Here is a 17,069-nt window from a genome sequence, read left to right on the forward strand (position 1 = left end):
GCCCGCAGGACTCGCGCCCGCCGCCGACCGCCCCCCGGCCCCACTCCCCACCTGGCCGGAACCCACCCAGGCCGCCCCACGCGAGGAACTCACCCCTACCGACCCCCGCCCCGCGCTCACACGCGGCCCCGAACGCGTGAAATCCGCGACTCCCGCGGCCGCCGTCCCTGCGGAGCGCCCCCGTGTACATCCGGACACCGCCCAGTCAGACCGCCGTACGCAGCGTCGTGGGCGCCCCGCCGCCCCCAAGGTGAAGGTGAAGAGGAAGAGCCCGCCGTCGAAGAGCGCCACCAGGAGGGCGACTCCGAAGGTTCAGTCGCCGAAGGTTCGGTCCCCGAAGGAGCAGCGGCCCGCCGCTCGTCGGCAGCTGCCCTCGGCTGGTCAGGCACCCGACATGCGGTCGCTCTGCCGCGAGGCCGGTCGGATCGGCGCGCCGATGGGGGCGGCCGACCTCTGTCGCGGCACATACGGCCGATGACCCGCCCGGAACGCGAAGCGCGGCGCCACGTCGTGGGATGGATCCGACACCTCGCGGGGCGCCCTGGGCGTGACGGCTACCGGTCCGGCGCCTGAGACGGGCCGGGGTTTCCCGGACCGGCGCGGCCTGCGCCTCCGTACCCACGCGTCGAGCCTTACGCGTCGAGCTCGGGCAGGAGCTCACCTGGGGCCGCTGGGCGGCCTTCGAACAGCCAGAACATGGAGTCGCGAAGGTACTCCCCAAGGCCGCGGTCCAGGTGGGCGAGGTACGCCCGTGCCCCGGCGGCAGCGTCCCGGAACTGCTCGCGCTCGGAGGTCGCCCACTCGCCCCACCCCACCCTGATGGCCCACTCCCGAGCTCTGCGGCGCTCACTCCACCAGTCCCGGACCAGCTCTGGGGTCCAGTGACGGTCGCCGTCCCCTCCGTACGCCCCGAAGGGGTCGCACTCTCCGGCGCAGGTCAACTCGTGCACACCAGCGACCTCGACCGGCTGACGATAGACGAACTCGGTGCAGTACTCGTCCTCGTACGCGACATGCTCCGGCGCGCACTGCCTGCCGGTGAAGCAGTTGTCGGTTCCGGCCGTGTAGAAGGGGCCCGGGACGTTCCGCCAGTCCCTGTTTTCCCAGCCATCGGGCGCGGGCCCGGACCAGTCGTGCCTCACAAGCCCGTCCTGCCACAGCGGATGGGGCGCGCCCACCAGGACGCGGACAGACGGTATCGGATCCCAGTAGGTCATGATCCGTAGGATGCCGGATCGCCGGTACGCCACGGCCTCCCAGGTCCCGCCACCCCCGGCCCGCAAGCATTCATCACCTGTCTACTTGGCCACCGTGGGACTGCCGTCGGGCGAGCTGTTCTCCACTCAACTTGACCTTGGTGCTCCTGACCGGAACGCGCGCCGGCTGTCCCTCCAGGCTGCCTTCGGCGCCGACGGCGCCGCCCTTCCCGAAGGAACCGAGCGGTGGGAGATCCTCGGGGAGCCTCAGTACGCCACGGTCGCCCTCGATTCCCAGACCGGCCGGATCTACTCGTTTGCCGAAGGCGAGGAGTTCTACGTCCCCATGCACCAGGACGTCTCTTCACTTGCGTACGCGCGGCCGGTCCGCTCCTCGGTGAGCACCTCGCCGACGAGCCCGTACGGCTTCTGGTGGCGAACGCGGTCGCCGTCTTCGACGGGAACCTGGCGGAATGCCGCGGCGGCTGCCGGCGGATCGATCGCCGGCAGCCGTTCCCGCGCGCGATCAGGGCGTCAGCCCCGGGGCACCGCGACGTACGCCTCCTTGGGCGTGGTGGTCGGTGTGTAACGGGACGCGGCGGTCGCGGTCGGGATCAGATCCCGGTGGATCACCTTGGCCACGGCCTGGATCGTGTTCACGCCGTAGCTCATCGAGCTGTTGCCGTCGGTGAGCACGGTGATGGTGTAGTCGTGGCCGCCGCCCTTGAACGTGCCGATGCTGTGCACGCGCCAGCCGCGCGTGGCGCGCTGCAGCCAGCCGTTCTTGACGTGCACGGACACCGTGGAGGGCGCGCCGGCCGGGGTCCCCCATTTCTGCGAGGTGACGACGTTCCCCATGAGCTTGAGGATGTAGGCGCGGGAGTTGTCACTCAGGACGGAATTCCTGGCGGTGATCAGCGAGAGCAGCCGCTGCTCGTCGGTGACGTTGATCTGGGTGAGCCCCCAGTAGCCGCCGGACCCCGGTACCGTCCGCGTCATGCCGGCGGCCGCCAGGAAACCCTTCACCTTGGTGACACCGAGCTGGTTCCACAGGGAGGTGGTGGCCGCGTTGTCGGACTTGGTGATCATGGCGGTCGCGAGGCTGGACTCGCGGGAGGTCAGATACCGATTGGTCTTCTTGGCGTCCCAGAGGAGCGTGGCGAGGACGGTCACCTTCACGACGCTGGCCGAGTCGTACGAGGACGTGGCGCGCAGGGTGCAGGTGGTGTTCGTGGTGCGGTCGCGCAGGCCGACGGCGACGGTACCGGTGCGCGTGGCGAGGGCGGCGGTGATGTCCCTCTGCAGCTTGGCGGCGAGCCCGGCTTGGCCCGACGTACAGCTGACCTGCGGCGCGGTAGCGGCGGAAGCAGGCGCCGCGCCCGCGACGACGGGCACGAGCATGCCGGCGGCAGCCGCGACCGGAAGCACGCGGGCACGCAAGGATATGTGGCGAGTCATGTGGGTCCCCCTGGGAGTGGAACGAACACGCCTATGGCGCGCTCGTCTTACATGACTCCTTGAGCGTGCGGATGGTTGTACGAATTCAGTGGAACCGGGGAATCGGGCGTCCCGTGGGCAGGATGCCGCCGCGAAAGAGCCTGGCCGCGCGCCCTGGGGCCAGCGGCCGGGTCACTCCAAGCCCCCCAGGGACCCGCGCCGGTGCTCTCGCCATGGTCTTCCGGGGTTGCTGACACCCCCAGGTCCTCTGAACGGGTATAGAGGTCGATCCTCCACCGCCGCCCGCTGAGCGAGCGCTTCAGCGGGCTGCTCGCGCTCGCCCTGTACCGCGCCGACCGGGGGGGGCGGAGGCGCTGAGCTTCTACCTCGAATACCGGCGGGGGTTGGCCGAGGAGCTGGGCGCGGGCCCGGGCCTCGCACTGCAGGATCCGCACGGGCGGATCCTCGCCCAGGACCCGGATCTGATGGTGATCACCACCGTGCCGTCGGGCGGCCCCCTGAGCGGGGTGCCCGAGTCGGCCTGGTGCTGCCCGTCATGTTCGAGTGAGCCCGCTGTCACAGGCGCGGCTCCGTCGGCAGGTAGTACGGGCGGTTGTGGGCGGCCACCGGGGGAGACTGGAACGTCCAGGCGCCCACGGCCGGTGGCTCGTCGTCGAGGAGAGCGCGGAGGTCGTCGCCGAGGCCGCCCGGGGCGTGGAACGTCAGCCGCGTGCGCCCGGCGTGTTCGGGGGCCGCCAGGTCGTACCAGCGGTACGGCTGGTAGACGTTCATGGGGCCGGCGAGCAGGCGCCCCTCCTGGTCGGTGCCGTAGCCGGTGATCGGGGCGGAGTTGGCGGCGACCGGGGTGAGGCCGTCGAGCTCCGCCGTGAGGTCGAGCAACGGGCTCGGGTCCTTCTCCAAGGTGTCGTCCGGGCCGATCGTGGCCGACTTGCACCGTACGGTCCAGGTCTCGCCCGCGGGCCCGTTCAGGGACGGCAGTCCGGCCTCGAACCAGCCCGGGTGCTTGGGTTCCGCGTAGAGCTCGCGCCCGGCCCTGATGGCGAACGGGTTGTCGCACACGACGTGGACGCGGGCGATGCCGAGCAGCTTCGTCTGATCCCAGCCCTGCGCGTACTGGGCGTAGCTCAGTCGCGGCAGGCGGTCGCCCTCGGTGGTGGGGAAGGCGATGATGTTGAGCTCGATCTCCTGGGTGACGCCGCCGCCGAACGCGTACTGCGCGAAGTACAGCTGGTAGTTGAGCGAGACCAGTGCCCGGCCGTCCTCGAACGCGGCCGCCGTCAGGTGCGGGTGCTGCTTGGCGAGCAGTGCGCGGACCGGATCGGGGTCCACCAGCCAGTCGACTCCGACCTGGTGCAACGCCCCGTAATGAAAGGGGAGTCGGAAGGGGTCGGGTACGGGGGGCAGGGGCAGGTGTGCGGTCATGTCGAGTCTCCTCGGGACGGTGGTGTCCTGCTGATCGCGGGTGATGCCGGGGTTACGCCAGGGATGCCGGGCGGTCCCGGGCCGTCAGGTCCGCCTCGATCCGCTCGGCGCTGCGCAGGGCGAGCGCGGCCATCGTCAGGGTCGGGTTGGAGGTGGCCACCGAGGGCATGCTTCCGCAGCCGACCGCGTAGAGGCCCGGGTGGTCCCAGCAGCGCTGCCAGGCGTCCACCACCGACGTGGCGGGCGAGTCACCCATGATGTGGGTGCCGGCGGCGTGGCCGGCGCCGCGGTAGCCGTACGTGCGGCCGTGGTGCTCGAAGCGGCCCGGCCAGGCCGCCGCCGGCGAGTAGTCCGTGTGGTCCTCGGCGCCGAGCATCGCGAAGATCTGGTCCGAGACCGCGCGGGCGGTCGCCATCCCCTTCTTCACGTGCTCGTCGAGGTCGTAGGTGACGAGCGGAAGGGGAAGGCCCAGCGCGTCACGTTCGCTCGGATGGAGCGTGACCCGGTTCGCGGGATCGGCACCCTGCTCCATCTCGAACTGGAGGGTGAACTGGCGGCGGATCCGGTCCCCTACCGCCTGCCTCAACTCCGCTCCGAAAAGGCCCCGCTCGGTGAGGAAGTAATCCACGTCCGTGCCGACGGGACCCTTCGCCCAGATCCAGCCCCACGCCCCGAACTCGACGCGGAACGGCGCCCGTGACCGGCGGGCCGCGCCGGTGCGGAAGCCTTCGAGGCCGGAGACCGAGCCCGGGCCGCGGTACGGCCCGGCGTCCTCGGGCAGCAGGCCCCAGGTCAGCAGCACCGGATGGTCCATCAGGTTGCGGCCCACCTGGCCGCTGCGGTCGGCGAGCCCGGAGAGGAGCAGCAGCCGGGCGTTCTCCACGGCGTGTGCGGCGAGCACGACGACATCGGCGTGCGCGACCGACACGACTCCGTCGTACGAGCGGTACTCCACGCCTGTGGCGCGTCCCCGCCCGTCGACGAGGACACGGCTCACCACGGACCGGTCCCGCAGCGTGACGGCCGTGCTCCAGCGGCCCTGGGTCTTGAGCGGGGTGTACTTCGCGTACGAGGGGCAGTGCGGGATGCAGCTCGCGTTGCCCACGCACCGGCTGTCCGGGTCCGGCCGCCCGTCCCGCCCGAGCGGAACGTACCCCCGGCCGCCGTCGTACCGGGGGTCGGGGACGCCGTTGCGCGCGTGCGGCGTGCCGACCACCCGCAGCTCGACCTCGCTCAGGGCGACGGGGTCCTTGACGCTCCGCCCGTCGAGACGGGCGGCGAGGACGCTGTCCAGACGGGCGGCGGGCAGGGGCCGCATCGGGAACACGTAGCCGTCGGGAAAGGTCAGCCCGACGTGCTCGCGCTGTTCGTCGACGTCGGCCGCCACCCCCAACTCCGCTTCTGCCTCCGCGTAGTGGGGTTCCAGTTCGTCGTAGGTCAGCGGCCAACGCCGGCCGTACCCGAGCGACTCGGTGTCGAAGTCCTCCGGGAGCATGCGCGGCGCGAGGCCGGTCCAGACGTTGCCGGTGCCGCCGTTGGCGCGGACGTATCCGCTGGCGTACGGGAGCGGGCCGTCCTGCCGCAGGTGGCCGGACACCTGGAAGCCGGGACTCCCGTCCGTGCCGACGAGGTCCGTCACCTCCGGCCACGCGGCCGCCGGATGGGTCCGGGAGGGGAAGGCCGGGATCTCGGCGGAGGGCGTTCGGGGTCCCGGGCGCGCGGCGGCGGCCGGTTCGCGGGCGTCGGGGTCCGCGGTGTCGGCCGGTTCGCGGGAGTCACGGCCCGCCGCGCCCGCCTCCAGGACCAGGACCCGCCGGCCGTGCCGGCCGAGCCGCTGCGCGACGATCGAGCCCGCGACGCCGGCGCCGACGACGACCACGTCGTACCGCGTCACCGGCCGCGCCCCCCGAGCCCTTCGCTGCCCGCGAGCCCGTCCAGCCCGTCGATTGCGTCGATTGCGTCGCCCGGCCCTGACCGGTCGCGGGCCACGGCCCAGCTTCCGTACCCTCCGGGATCCGTGGCCGGGGCCTTGAGGCCGGCCGCCTTCCACACCAGTGCCTCGGCGTAGGCATGCGGAGACACCGTGATCGGAGGGGAGCCCGGCCAACTGCCCGTGTACCAGAGGTACGTCAGTTCCCGGGCAGCCTTCCTCAGCTCGTCGTCGAGGGTGTCGTCCGGTTCCCGCCGCTCCCGCAGCAGCCGTGCGAACCGCTCCGCGCCGAGCTGCTCCTCGGCGACCGACCGGTACGTGTCGGTCAGGCCGGTGGCCTCCAGGGTCGCGCCGTCGAAGCCGGTCAGCCGTACCGACAGGGCGGTGAACTGATGTGTCTCGTCTGTGATGGGCACGCGGGCATCGGTGCCCGCGTGCCCGCCGGTCCATGCCCCGCGCACGCGGAAGGGCTTGATTCCGGCGCTGGGCCGCCCTACTGGTACATGCTCGCGGCGCCGAGAGGTCAGGCGCCGGTGGCGTTCGCGGCCTCTTCGATGAGGTCGACGACGGCCTGGGGCTGTGAGGCCAGTGAGGCGTGGGAGGCGTCGAGTTCGATGGTCTTGCGCGGGTTCATGCGCTGGGCCATGCGACGCCCGTTGTCGGGGTGGATCATGCGGTCCCGGGTGGAGACCTGGTACCAGACGGGCTCGTCGCGCCAGGCCGGCGCGGTGACGCTGTCGCCGAAGGTGGAGGGTCCTGGGCGAAGCTCTCGTGGAACTTGTCCTGTTTGACCCAGAGGTAGCCGTCGGAGTCGGGGGCGATGTTCTCGAAGGCGGTGGGTGGGTGTTCCTGGCTGATCCGGCCGGGGCTCTCGCCCGCGTCGGGCGCGAAGGCGGCGATGTGGACGAGGGCCTTCACGTTCGGCAGGTCGCCTGCCTCGGTGATGGCGGCGCCGCCGTAGGAGTGGCCGACGAGGACGATGGGGCCGTCGCCCTAGCTGGAGCATCTTGCGGGTGCGCTCCGCGTCGTCGGCGAGCGAGGTGAGGAGGTTCTCGACGGCGCGGATCTTGTCGTAGCCACGCTTGTCGAGTTCGACGATGACCTTCGCCCAGTGGGCGGCTCCGACCCAGAAGCCGGGGACCGCGGCGGCGGCCAGGAGGGTGATCGGCTTTCCTCCCGGGTCGTCGAGCGCCGACGTACGCGTGCCTGATCGGCGCATCGCGCCCCGACGTGTGCCGGCGCCTACCCGTGCGACCCGCGGTCCGCGTCTCCACCGTCCTCCGCGCGCGAGCGGGCGGAGAGGGCCGCGCGCCAGCCGCCGTACGCGGTGATCTCGCGGGCGTCCGACAGCGCCTCGGGCTCGCAGAGGAAGCCGGTCACGAAGGTTCCGTCGGCGAGTTCCACCGTGCCGAGGGTCATCGGGCGGGGGAGGGCCGCCAGGAGCGCGCCGAGCCCCTCGACGGGCAGTCGCCACACCTCGGCCTCGATGGCGGCGCCGCCCTCGCGCGTCCGGACCAGACCGGGTTTGGGAGGCGTCGTGTCCAGGGCGTACAACCGGTAGGCGGCCGCAGTCGTCGTGGCGCGTTCGAACCGGCCGCCCAGGGAGAGCAGTTGACCGTTCAGCGGTTGCCCGGAGAGGTGGGCGCCGACCACGGCGAGGGGCAGGGGCGCGGTGGTGAGCAGGCCGGCGACGCGGGCGAGCCGTTCGTCGGTGAACGCCGGGCCGATCAGCATGACGCCGAACGGCAGCCCGTTCACCTCGCCCGCGGGGACGGCGACCGCCGCCAGGTCGAACAGGTTCGTGGAGTTGGTGAAGCGCCCGAGCCGGGCGTTGGCGCCCAGCGGGTCGGCCGCGACCTCCGCGAGGGTCGGATGCCCGGGTGTCGTCGGGAGCAGCAGCGCGTCCGCGTCGCCCAGCGAAGCCATGGCCGTGGTGCGCAGGTGCGCGAGCCGCTCCTGGTCCGCGAAGAGCCGGTGGGCGGGGATGTCCCGTGCCCCGGAGATGATCCCGGCCACCGTGGGATCGAGGTCCGCCGTACCCGCGTGTGCGTCGACGAAGGCGCCCACGGCCGTGTGGCGCTCGGCGACGAACGCGCCCTCGTACAACAGGGCGGCTGCCTCGGTGAACGGCGCCAGGTCCACCGGCTGGAGTGCCGCGCCCGCGTCCGCGAGCCGGGCCGCCGCCGTGTCGAACGCCTCCGCCCAGCCCGCGTCCAGCTCGCCGAGCTGCTCGCGCGCGGGGACGGCGACGCGCCACGGGCCCGGGCGGCGCTGGTCCAGTGGGGGCAGCCCGCGCGCCGGTGGCACCGCCATGAAGGACAGGGCGCGCTCGGCCTCAGGGAGCGTACGGGCGAAGACCGTGACGCAGTCCAGCGAGGCGCAGGCCGGGACGACGCCTTCCGTCGGGACCAGGCCGCGGGTCGGCTTGAGCCCGACGATGCCGTTGAAGGCCGCCGGGACCCGGCCCGAGCCCGCGGTGTCCGTGCCGAGGGCGAAGTCCACGATGCCGAGGGCGACCGCGACGGCCGAGCCGGAGGAGGAGCCGCCCGCGACGTACGCCGGGTCGACGGCGCCCCGGACCGCGCCGTACGGCTGCGCGTGCCGACCAGGCCGGTCGCGAACTGGTCGAGGTTCGTCGTGCCGAGCGCCACGGCGCCCGCCGCCCGCAGGCGCGCCACCGCAGGGGCGTCCGCCTCCGGCCGGTACGCGTACGAGGGGCAGCCCGCGGTGGTCGGGAGCCCGGCCACGTCGATGTTGCCCTTGACCGCGAACACCGTCCCGGCCAGCGGCAGCCGTTCGCCCGCGGCGGTGCGCGCGTCGACCGCGGCGGCGTCCGCCTCCGCGACCGCTCGGGGGCGCAGATCGATCCACACCTCCGGCCGGTCCACCCGCGCGATGCGGGCGTAGGCGGCCCGTACCCGTTCCACCGCGGTGCTCACGCCGCCACCTCCACGGCCGCGACGGGAGCGAGGACGACGAGTGCGGTGCCCGCCTCCACCTGGCTGCCCGGTTTGACCAGGACCTCCGCGACGATCCCGTCGGCGGGGGCCGGTACCGGCGCCTCCATCTTCATCGCCTCGAGGGCGACCAGCTGCTGACCGGCCGACACCCGGTCGCCTGCCTCGACGTTCACCTGCCAGACGCAGGCCGTGAACTCGGCCTCGACCAGTCGGCCGCCTTCGGGCACCTCGATGTCGGCGGCGGGCGGGGCGACCTCGGAGGCCGCCTCGGCGCGGGCGAACTCGCCGGCCGCCTCCCAGGCGTCGCGCTCGGCGCCGAAGGCCGTGCTCTGCCGGTCCCGGAAGGCCGCGATCGACGCGGCGTTCTCGGAGAGGAAGGCCTGGTACGCGGCGAGCGAGAAGGTGCCCTCCTCGGTCTTCGGTACGAAGCGGCCGGAGGTGATGTCTGCGCGCAGCTCCAGGAGTTCGTCGGCGCCGACCGGGTACCACCTGATCCGGTCGAAGAAGCGCATCAGCCACGGTCTGCCCGGCTCGAAGGCGCCGCGCTGCTGCCAGCCCGACCACACCTGCGTGGTGCGGCCGACGAACTGGTACCCGCCGGGGCCCTCCATGCCGTAGACGCACAGGTACGCCCCGCCGATGCCGACCGAGTTCTCCGCGGTCCAGGTGCGGGCCGGGTTGTACTTGGTCGTGACGAGCCGGTGCCGCGGGTCCAGGGGAGTGGCGACGGGCGCGCCCAGGTAGACGTCGCCCAGGCCCAGAACCAGGTACTCGGCGTCGAAGACCGTGCGGTACACGTCATCGGCGGTCTCCAGTCCGTTGACGCGACGGATGAACTCGATGTTCGACGGGCACCACGGGGCGTCGTCGCGCACGCCCGCGACATAGCGGGCGATGGCCTCGCGGGTCGCCGGATCGTCCCAGGACAGCGGCAGGTGCACGATCCGGCTGGGCACCACCAGCTCGTCGGTGGCGGGGAGCGTCTCCTCGATCCGCCGTACGGCGTCGAGGAGTTCGGGCTGCGGCAGCACGTCGGGATCCGTCCGGATCTGGAGCGAGCGGATGCCCGGGGTGAGATCGACGACCCCGGGGAGCCCGCGCTCGGCCAGGGCCTCCGCGAGGGCGTGGACGCGCATCCGCAGCGCCAGATCGAGCTGCATGGGGCCGTACTCGACGAGGAGGTTGTCGTCGCCGCTGCGCCGGTACGTGACAGAGGGGCGGGCGGCGGTCTCCGCCAGGCCGCCGAGGATCCCGCCGTCGACGACGGCGTCGCGGTCGGCGCGCGGCACTGCGGCGGGTTCCTTCCGCAGGCGGGCGGCCGTCTCCGTCGTCACGGGCACGAACCGGACGGTGTCGCCGGGACGCAGCTGGCCCAGCTTCCAGCGCTGCCCCGTGACGACCGTCGCCGGGCAGACGAAGCCGCCGAGGGAGGGGCCGTCGGGGCCGAGGAGGACCGGCATGTCGCCGGTGTAGTCGACGGCGCCGACGGAGTACGGCGTGTCGTGGATGTTGGACGGGTGAAGCCCCGCCTCGCCGCCGTCCGTCCTCGCCCAGCGCGGCTTGGGGCCGACCAGACGGACACCGGTCCGCGCCGAGTTGAAGTGCACCTTCCAGCCGGCGGCGTAGAAGTCGCGGATGTCGCCCTCGGTGAAGAACTCGGGCGCGGCATGCGGGCCTTCGACCGCGCCGACCCGCCACTCGCCCGTGAAGGCAGGGCGCGTGTCGACGGGGACGACGGAGGTCTCCGTACGTGCCTCGCCGCCGTGCAGGACGTCGCCCGCGCGCAGGGCCCGGCCGCCGTGGCCGCCGAACCGGCCCAGGGTGAAGGTGGCCGCGCTGCCCAGGAACTCCGGCACGTCCAGGCCGCCCGCGAACAGGACGTACGTGCGCAGGCCCCGTTCCTCGGGCGCGCCGACGGCGAGGGTCTGCCCGGATCCCACGGTGACCGGCTCCCACTGCGGCACGGGGCCGCCGTCGAGCGTCACGCGGGCCGGGGCGCCGGTGACGCAGACCGTCGTCGGACGGGTGAACCTCAGGGAGGGGCCCTGGAGGGTGCACTCCAGGCCCGGCGCGCCCTCGTCGTTGCCGAGCGCGGTGTTGCCGAGCCGGAAGGACAGGTCGTCCATCGGCCCGCCCGGGGGTACACCGACCTGCCAGTAGCCGGTGCGTCCGGGCCAGTCCTGCACGGTGGTCAGGGTGCCCGGCGTGACGACCTCGATGCGCGGGGTCGGGTCGGTGAGGGTGGTGAGCGAGGCGGTGGAGTGGGCGGCGGCGCGGACGTCGGCGTCCCTGAGCGCGGTGCGTACGAGACCGAGGTTGGTCTCGATGCCGTCGACGCGGGTCGCGGCGAGCGCCGCGTCGAGCCGGTCGAGTGCCTCGGCACGGTCGGCGCCGTGCGCGACGACCTTGGCGAGCATCGGGTCGTAGGCGGTGGTGACCTCGGTGCCGGTCTCCACCCAGGTGTCCACCCGGACGCCGTCGGGGAAGGCGACGCGGGTCAGCAGGCCCGCGCTCGGGCGGTGGTCGCGGGACGGGTCCTCCGCGTAGACGCGCGCTTCGACGGCGTGGCCGGTGGGGGCGGGGGGCTCGGTGACGACCGCTGTGTCGCCCTGCGCGAGGCGCAGCATCCAGGCGACGAGGTCGACGCCGTAGATCGCCTCGGTGACCGGGTGCTCGACCTGAAGGCGGGTGTTGACCTCCAGGAAGTACGCCTCCTCACGGGCGGCGTCGTACACGAACTCGACGGTCCCGGCGGAGCGGTAGTCCACCGACGCGCACAGATCCCGTGCCGCCGTGGCGAGTTCGCGGCGGACCCGGTCCGGGAGGCCGGGAGCGGGGGCCTCCTCCAGGACCTTCTGGTTGCGGCGCTGGAGCGAGCAGTCGCGGTCGCCGAGGGTGACGACCTTGCCCAGCCCGTCGCCGAAGACCTGCACCTCGACGTGGCGGGCCCGCTCCACGAGGCGCTCCAGGAAGACGCCGGCGGAAGAGAAGGAGGCCGCGGCCACGCGCTGCACCCGCTCCCAGGCGTCGGCGAGGCCGGCCGCGTCGCGGCAGGCGCTCATGCCGATGCCGCCACCGCCGCCGGTCGCCTTGAGCATCACCGGATAGCCGATCTCCTCGGCCGCCGCCAGGGCCGCTGCCAGGTCGGGGAGGAGCCCGGTGCCGGGGGCGAGCGGCACACCGGCTGCCTCGGCGGCGGCCCGGGCGGTGTGTTTGGCGCCGAACAGCTCCAGCTGTGCGGGGGTGGGCCCGACGAAGACGATGCCGGCGTCGGCGCAGCGGCGGGCGAAGCCGGCGTCCTCGGACAGGAAGCCGTAACCGGGGTGTATCGCGCCGGCGCCGGTGTCCCTGGCGGCTCGCAGGACCAGGTCGGCGTCGAGATACGACTCCTTGGCGGGTGCGGGGCCGAGCCGGACGGCCTCGTCGGCCAGCCGGACGTGCTCGGTGCCGCGGTCCGGATCGGAGTACACCGCCACGGTGCGCAGGCCGAGCGCGCGGGCGGTGCGGATGACGCGGGCCGCGATCTCGCCGCGGTTGGCGACCAGCAGGGTGTCGAACGTCATCGTGATCGGTCCTCGTCGCTCTCGTAGCCCTCGTCCGGCTCGGTGATCGGCCCGGTGATCGGCCCGGTCATCGGACCGGTGACGGGCTCGGTGATCGTCATCCGCACGGCCGTGGGGTCGAATCCGTTGCAGGGGTTGTTGATCTGGGGGCAGTTGGACAGCAGGGCGAGGACGTCCGTCTCGGCGCGCAGGACGACCTTCAGGCCCGGGGCGGAGATGCCGTCGACGATGCCGAGGGTGCCGTCCTGCTCCACCGGCACGTTCATGAACCAGTTGATGTTGGAGACCAGGTCACGCTTGCCGAGCCCGTGCCGCGCGCCCTCGGCGAGGAAGTTCTCCACGCAGGCGTGCTGCGACCAGGTGTGGTGGCCGTAGCGGAGGGTGTTGGACTCCTTGGAGCAGGCGCCGCCGAGGGTGTCGTGCCGTCCGCAGGTGTCCTCGACGACCGTCATCAGCGGAGTGTGCTCGCAGGAGAGCAGCACCGAGCCGGTGGTCAGGAAGACGCCGCCCTGCGCCTGGACGGTGTCGGGGGTGCTGTAGCGCACGGAGGTGTCGTGCGCGTCGTAGAGGAGGAAGTCGGCGGCCTGGTTGCCGTACAGGTCGGTGACGGTCAGCAGCTGGCCCTTGCGGACGATCCCGGACCAGGCGGCGCGGGCGGGGACGGTGTCGTCGGAGACGACGCGGCCCGGATGTGCGGCGGTGGTCATGCGAGCCCCCGGGCGGTGAGGTGGTCGACGGTGTTGAGGAAGGCGCGGCGGGCTTCGGGGGTGGCGTTCCACAGGGCGTCGACCGGGGCGGTCGGGCGGGCCCGGTACGCCAGTACCTGGAGGGGTCCGCAGGTGTACTCCGGACGAGGGTCCAGGGGGTGCGGGACGTTGGCGACGAGGACGGTGACGTCCTGTTCGGCGCGCAGCGTGACGGTCGTGCCGGGCCCCGCGGATCCGGTGAACCTCGTGGTGCCGTCGTCGGCGATCCGTACGCCCTGGAAGAAGGAGACGGACGGGGGGAGGTCGCGCGGGGTGAGGCCGTTCTTGAGGGCGGCGAGCTTGAACAGTTCACGCCCCGCCGGCGAGGCGGACTGCGGGGTCCCGTCCCCGTACCGCGCGGTGTTGCGTACGAGGGTGGAGGTGCCGGTCAGCGCGTCGTGCCGGCCGGAGGTGTCCTCGACGACGGAGGCGAGGACCCGGCCCTGGTCGGAGAGGAGCAGGTGCCCCTCGCCGAGGTACGCGTTCCACAGCACCTTGACGGTGTCGGCGACGTTCAGCCGCTCCCAGGGGCGGCCGGCCGCGTGGAGGAGCAGATGGGCGCAGGCGTCGCCGGTGACGTCGGTAAGCCGCAGCTCGGTGCCGCGGGCGAGGACCTTGTGGGTGTAGCCGCCGCCCGCCACGGTCTCTGCCCACACGACGTCCTCGGCGGCGACGCCGACGGGCGGCGTCGGCCAGTCGCTCGCGGGGACGGTCGGCATGGCCTCGACCTCACCGCCCTCCTGGGCGCGGGCGTGGTCGCGCGCGCCGTACGCCGACGCGGTCGCTGACGGTGTCGCCATGGATCAACCTCCGGTCCGGATCCCTGATTTCTGTCGCTCGACAGAAATTAGGTGGCGGGCGATTCCCCGCCGTTGCCCGCCGATGTCCGTCCCGTTACCGGAAACTCACCCCGGGGTTCCGTCGGAAAGGGGGCTCCGGCCCTGTGCGAGGATCGCGGAGTGAGTACGTCTGCCAGCAGAAGAGTCGGTCGCCCCCGGGCCCAGGAGCGCCCCGTCAGCGGCCTCGCACCGCGCGAGGAAGTCCTGGCCGCCGCGGCCGAGCTGTTCACCACCCGCGGCTACACGGCCACCTCGACGCGGACCATCGCCGAGGGCGCGGGGATGCGGCAGGCGTCCCTCTACCACTACTTCGACGGCAAGGAGGCGATCCTCGCGGAGCTGCTGGAAGGAACGGTTCGCCCCTCGCTCGACACGGCACGTCTGCTCGTGGCGCGAACGGAGGCGGCGCCGGAGGCGCGCCTGTGGGCGCTGTGCCACTCCGACGCCACCCTGTTGTGCGGCGGTCCGCACAACCTCGGGGCGCTCTACCTGCTGCCGGAGGTGCGGACGGAGGGCTTCGCCGTCTTCCACCGGGTACGGGCGGAACTCAAGTCCTGTTACGCCGAGTTGCTGGCCGCCACGGAGTCGGGAGCGGGGCTCGGCCCCGAGGACCTGGTCCTCCGCGCGGACCTCGTCTTCGGTCTCACCGAGAGCGTGATCCTCATCCGGCGGGCAGAGCCCGGCCGCGACCCGTCGACCCTCGCGACGGCGACCGCCGACGCTGCGCTCCGGGTGGCGGGCGTGGCGCAGCGGTCCGTGTCACGGCTGCGCCGCGAGGGGCAGAGTCTCCTCGCGGCGGGCAACTGACCGGACGTCACCGGCGGCGCGGGTTCAGGCCTCGACGCTCCTGCCGCGGCGGTACCGGCGGTAGGCGGCGCCCGTCGCCACGGTTCCGCCGACGATCAGGACGGTGAACCACCGGAAGTACCAGTGGCCGCCTTCCGGGTCGTACACCTCGGCCCGCGGCCACGCGAGATTGACGGTCATGAAGAGGCCGTAGCCGACCGCGAGGACGTTGACCGGAAGCCCCCAGCGGCCGAGGGAGAACAGCGGCCTGCCGAGCTCGTCGCGCGTGCCGTCGGCCGGCGGCGGCCACTGGCCCCGGAGCCGCCTGACCAGCATGGGCCCCGTGACCATCGCGTACGCCAGGTACACCATCGCGATGCAACTGGTGCCGATGGCGACGAACGCCTGCGGCGAGGCGAGGTTGAGCAGGAGCAGCAGACCCGCGCCGACGCCGGCCACCACGGCGGCGGTGCCGGGCATCCCGGTGCGCTGGGGGACCCTCGCCAGCCGCGCCGAGCGCGGCAGGGCGCCGTCGCGGGCTATGGAGAAGAGCATGCGGGTCGCCGAGGTCTGGATCGCCAGCGTGGCCGCGCAGATCGCCACCGCCACGTCGGCGAGCAGAACCCTGCCGAGGCCGTCGCCGAGGGTGCTGGTGAGCACGTACCCCAGGCCCTCCGTCGCCAGCCTGCCGTCGGTGAGGCTGGGGGCGGCGAGCAGCCCGCCGAGGAGCAGCAGTCCGCCGCAGACTCCCGAGGTGGTCAGCGCGCTCAGCGTCGTGCGCGGCGCCGTGCGGCGGGGGTTGACGGTCTCCTCGCTCATCTCGCTCGCGCTCTCGAACCCGATGAGGACGTACGCGGCGGTGAACGAGCCCACCAGGAGCGCCGTGATCGGACCGCCCTCGCCGCCGGTGTGCAGGGTGATGCCGGGGTCCCGCTCGGCGTGGGTGGCGAGGAGGGTGACGATCAGGGCGACGCCCGCGATCTCGGCCGTGACGCCGATCGTGTTGACCGCCGACAGGGCGCGGTTGTCGAGGACGTTGAGCAGCGTGGTGAAGGCGAGGAGGATCAGGCCCAGGACGGCGGCGTTGGCGGCGCCGCTGGTCGACGTGGGAGACGGGTCGCCGCCCAGGAGCTGGAACCCGGACCAGACGGCGGGCAACACGACCTGGAGTGCGAGGGCCGCGGCCGCCACCACCACGATCCGCCCGGTCACCATGATCCAGCCCGCGTACCAGCCGAAGCCCGGCGTGCCGAGCCTGCTCGCCCACTGGTAGATAGCCCCGGCGATGGGCAGCCGCGCGGCGAGTTCGGCGAAGCAGGCGGCGACGAGCAGCTGCCCGGCGAGAACGGCGGGCCAGGTCCAGAAGAAGAGCGGCCCGCCGAAGGAGTAGCCGAGGGCGAAGAACTGGAAGACCGTGGTCAGGACGGAGATGAAGGAGAACCCGGCGGCGAAGGACGCGTACCGCCCCATCCGGCGCCGCAGCTGCTGGTCGTAACCGAAGGCGGCGAGCGAACCGCCTTCCGTGGGGCCGGGCGGTGGGGTCGCCGGGGGAGTGGGGTCGGTGGTCACGGTCATGGCTGTCCCCTGTCGCGAGAGGTGCTCCTGCGAATTCCTGTCGTTCGACAGAAATAGGGACGGTCGGTTTCCGACGCGTATCGCCACGGTGTCCCGGCCGTAAGTGAGTCCTCTCGTCCGGCCCTGACGGGAGGAAGGAGAGCCGTGCGGCTCCCTCAGTCGGGAACCGGCTCGGTCTCGGGGTACGGGCTGAGCATCGTGTCGAAGTAGCCCTCCGGGGCTTCCTCCAGGTAGGTCGACAGGTTCTCCAGGAAGGCGCGCAGCGGGGGTGTCGCGTTGTGCCGGTCCAGGTCTTCCTGGGAGCGCCAGACCTCGTAGAGGAAGAAGCGGCCGTCCTCGTGCTCGTGGAGGTGGTACTGCAGGTTTCCGGGCTCCCGGCGGGTGGGCTCCACGAAGGAGGAGAGGGCGCGCCGGACCTCGTCCGCGTGCTCCGCCCTGGGGCGCAGGAAACCGTAGAGGGAGAGGGGGTGTTCCGTGTTCGTCATGACCCCACGCTAAGAGCTCACACCCATGTGAGGTTCAAGCGGTTGTGACGAGCACCACATGAAGGTCGGAGGGCGCCTCGCCAGGGGCGCCCCGGCGAGCCGCACGTTC

Annotated in this window: 14 protein-coding genes and 1 pseudogene; 2 read left to right on the plus strand and 13 right to left on the minus strand. The window is 72.8% G+C overall.

Going from position 1 to position 17,069, the window contains the following annotated elements:
• Window positions 1-632: 632 nt before the first annotated feature.
• Entirely contained in the window at window positions 633-1,217 is a 585-nt protein-coding gene (locus tag IO20_RS39015; protein ID WP_078946215.1) for a hypothetical protein, read from the minus strand.
• 10 nt (window positions 1,218-1,227) lie between these two features.
• On the opposite strand from IO20_RS39015, the gene IO20_RS42425 reads away from it, so the two are divergent.
• Complete coding sequence (locus tag IO20_RS42425) at window positions 1,228-1,785, plus strand: SUKH-4 family immunity protein (protein WP_030555280.1); 558 nt, start codon at window positions 1,228-1,230, stop codon at window positions 1,783-1,785.
• Here IO20_RS42425 and IO20_RS0129315 read toward each other — a convergent pair.
• From IO20_RS0129315 to IO20_RS0129355, 10 genes and pseudogenes are all read right to left on the minus strand, one after another.
• On the minus strand, window positions 1,731-2,654 hold the full coding sequence (locus tag IO20_RS0129315) for a serine hydrolase (protein WP_030555281.1): 924 nt from the start codon (window positions 2,652-2,654) through the stop codon (window positions 1,731-1,733). The genes IO20_RS42425 and IO20_RS0129315 overlap by 55 nt on opposite strands.
• A gap of 555 nt (window positions 2,655-3,209) precedes the next feature.
• Window positions 3,210-4,076, minus strand: a complete 867-nt coding sequence (locus IO20_RS0129320) for a hypothetical protein (RefSeq protein ID WP_030555283.1) — start codon at window positions 4,074-4,076, stop codon at window positions 3,210-3,212.
• Window positions 4,077-4,128: 52 nt separating this feature from the next.
• Window positions 4,129-5,970 (minus strand): GMC family oxidoreductase, encoded by a 1,842-nt coding sequence (locus tag IO20_RS0129325; RefSeq protein ID WP_030555285.1) that lies wholly within the window; start codon window positions 5,968-5,970, stop codon window positions 4,129-4,131.
• Window positions 5,967-6,422, minus strand: coding sequence for a hypothetical protein (locus tag IO20_RS0129330; RefSeq protein WP_063761447.1), 456 nt, complete (start codon window positions 6,420-6,422; stop codon window positions 5,967-5,969). The genes IO20_RS0129325 and IO20_RS0129330 overlap by 4 nt, the downstream gene beginning before the upstream one ends.
• A 107-nt stretch (window positions 6,423-6,529) precedes the next feature.
• Window positions 6,530-6,679: a hypothetical protein gene (locus IO20_RS41635; protein WP_245685094.1), complete on the minus strand. Its 150-nt coding sequence runs from the start codon at window positions 6,677-6,679 to the stop codon at window positions 6,530-6,532.
• Window positions 6,676-6,987: an alpha/beta hydrolase gene (locus IO20_RS41640; RefSeq protein ID WP_342668800.1), complete on the minus strand. Its 312-nt coding sequence runs from the start codon at window positions 6,985-6,987 to the stop codon at window positions 6,676-6,678. The genes IO20_RS41635 and IO20_RS41640 overlap by 4 nt, the downstream gene beginning before the upstream one ends.
• 261 nt (window positions 6,988-7,248) lie before the next feature.
• A pseudogene (gene atzF, locus IO20_RS37010) lies at window positions 7,249-8,945 on the minus strand (allophanate hydrolase).
• The gene (gene uca, locus IO20_RS0129345) at window positions 8,942-12,529 is read right to left on the minus strand and encodes an urea carboxylase (RefSeq protein WP_030555288.1); all 3,588 of its coding nucleotides are present in this window, start codon (window positions 12,527-12,529) and stop codon (window positions 8,942-8,944) included. Before uca ends, atzF begins: the two are co-directional and overlap by 4 nt.
• Window positions 12,526-13,236: an urea amidolyase associated protein UAAP2 gene (locus IO20_RS0129350; protein ID WP_078946217.1), complete on the minus strand. Its 711-nt coding sequence runs from the start codon at window positions 13,234-13,236 to the stop codon at window positions 12,526-12,528. The genes uca and IO20_RS0129350 overlap by 4 nt, the downstream gene beginning before the upstream one ends.
• A complete protein-coding gene (locus IO20_RS0129355) occupies window positions 13,233-14,075 on the minus strand; it encodes an urea amidolyase associated protein UAAP1 (protein ID WP_030555291.1) in 843 nt (280 codons plus the stop codon). The genes IO20_RS0129350 and IO20_RS0129355 overlap by 4 nt, the downstream gene beginning before the upstream one ends.
• A 159-nt stretch (window positions 14,076-14,234) precedes the next feature.
• Here IO20_RS0129355 and IO20_RS0129360 point away from each other — a divergent pair, with 159 nt between their 5' ends.
• The gene (locus tag IO20_RS0129360) at window positions 14,235-14,921 is read left to right on the plus strand and encodes a TetR/AcrR family transcriptional regulator (protein WP_037636534.1); all 687 of its coding nucleotides are present in this window, start codon (window positions 14,235-14,237) and stop codon (window positions 14,919-14,921) included.
• Between the two features lie 24 nt (window positions 14,922-14,945).
• On the opposite strand, the gene IO20_RS0129365 is transcribed toward IO20_RS0129360, so the two are convergent.
• Window positions 14,946-16,475: an amino acid permease gene (locus IO20_RS0129365; RefSeq protein ID WP_051874805.1), complete on the minus strand. Its 1,530-nt coding sequence runs from the start codon at window positions 16,473-16,475 to the stop codon at window positions 14,946-14,948.
• A gap of 155 nt (window positions 16,476-16,630) precedes the next feature.
• A complete protein-coding gene (locus tag IO20_RS0129370; RefSeq protein WP_030555294.1) occupies window positions 16,631-16,960 on the minus strand; it encodes a putative quinol monooxygenase in 330 nt (109 codons plus the stop codon).
• Between the last annotated feature and the right edge of the window lie 109 nt (window positions 16,961-17,069).

Source organism: Streptomyces exfoliatus (genome assembly GCF_000725545.1).
GTDB lineage: Bacteria > Actinomycetota > Actinomycetes > Streptomycetales > Streptomycetaceae > Streptomyces > Streptomyces exfoliatus.

Excerpts from the sequence above, each read along its gene's own strand:
- IO20_RS39015 (WP_078946215.1), bottom strand. The coding sequence starts at position 1,217 with ATGACCTACTGGGATCCGATACCGTCTGTCCGCGTCCTGGTGGGCGCG.
- IO20_RS42425 (WP_030555280.1), top strand. The coding sequence starts at position 1,228 with ATGCCGGATCGCCGGTACGCCACGGCCTCCCAGGTCCCGCCACCCCCG.
- IO20_RS0129315 (WP_030555281.1), bottom strand. The coding sequence starts at position 2,654 with ATGACTCGCCACATATCCTTGCGTGCCCGCGTGCTTCCGGTCGCGGCT.
- IO20_RS0129320 (WP_030555283.1), bottom strand. The coding sequence starts at position 4,076 with ATGACCGCACACCTGCCCCTGCCCCCCGTACCCGACCCCTTCCGACTC.
- IO20_RS41635 (WP_245685094.1), bottom strand. The coding sequence starts at position 6,679 with ATGATCCACCCCGACAACGGGCGTCGCATGGCCCAGCGCATGAACCCG.
- uca (WP_030555288.1), bottom strand. The coding sequence starts at position 12,529 with ATGACGTTCGACACCCTGCTGGTCGCCAACCGCGGCGAGATCGCGGCC.
- IO20_RS0129350 (WP_078946217.1), bottom strand. The coding sequence starts at position 13,236 with ATGACCACCGCCGCACATCCGGGCCGCGTCGTCTCCGACGACACCGTC.
- IO20_RS0129355 (WP_030555291.1), bottom strand. The coding sequence starts at position 14,075 with ATGGCGACACCGTCAGCGACCGCGTCGGCGTACGGCGCGCGCGACCAC.
- IO20_RS0129365 (WP_051874805.1), bottom strand. The coding sequence starts at position 16,475 with ATGACCGTGACCACCGACCCCACTCCCCCGGCGACCCCACCGCCCGGC.
- IO20_RS0129370 (WP_030555294.1), bottom strand. The coding sequence starts at position 16,960 with ATGACGAACACGGAACACCCCCTCTCCCTCTACGGTTTCCTGCGCCCC.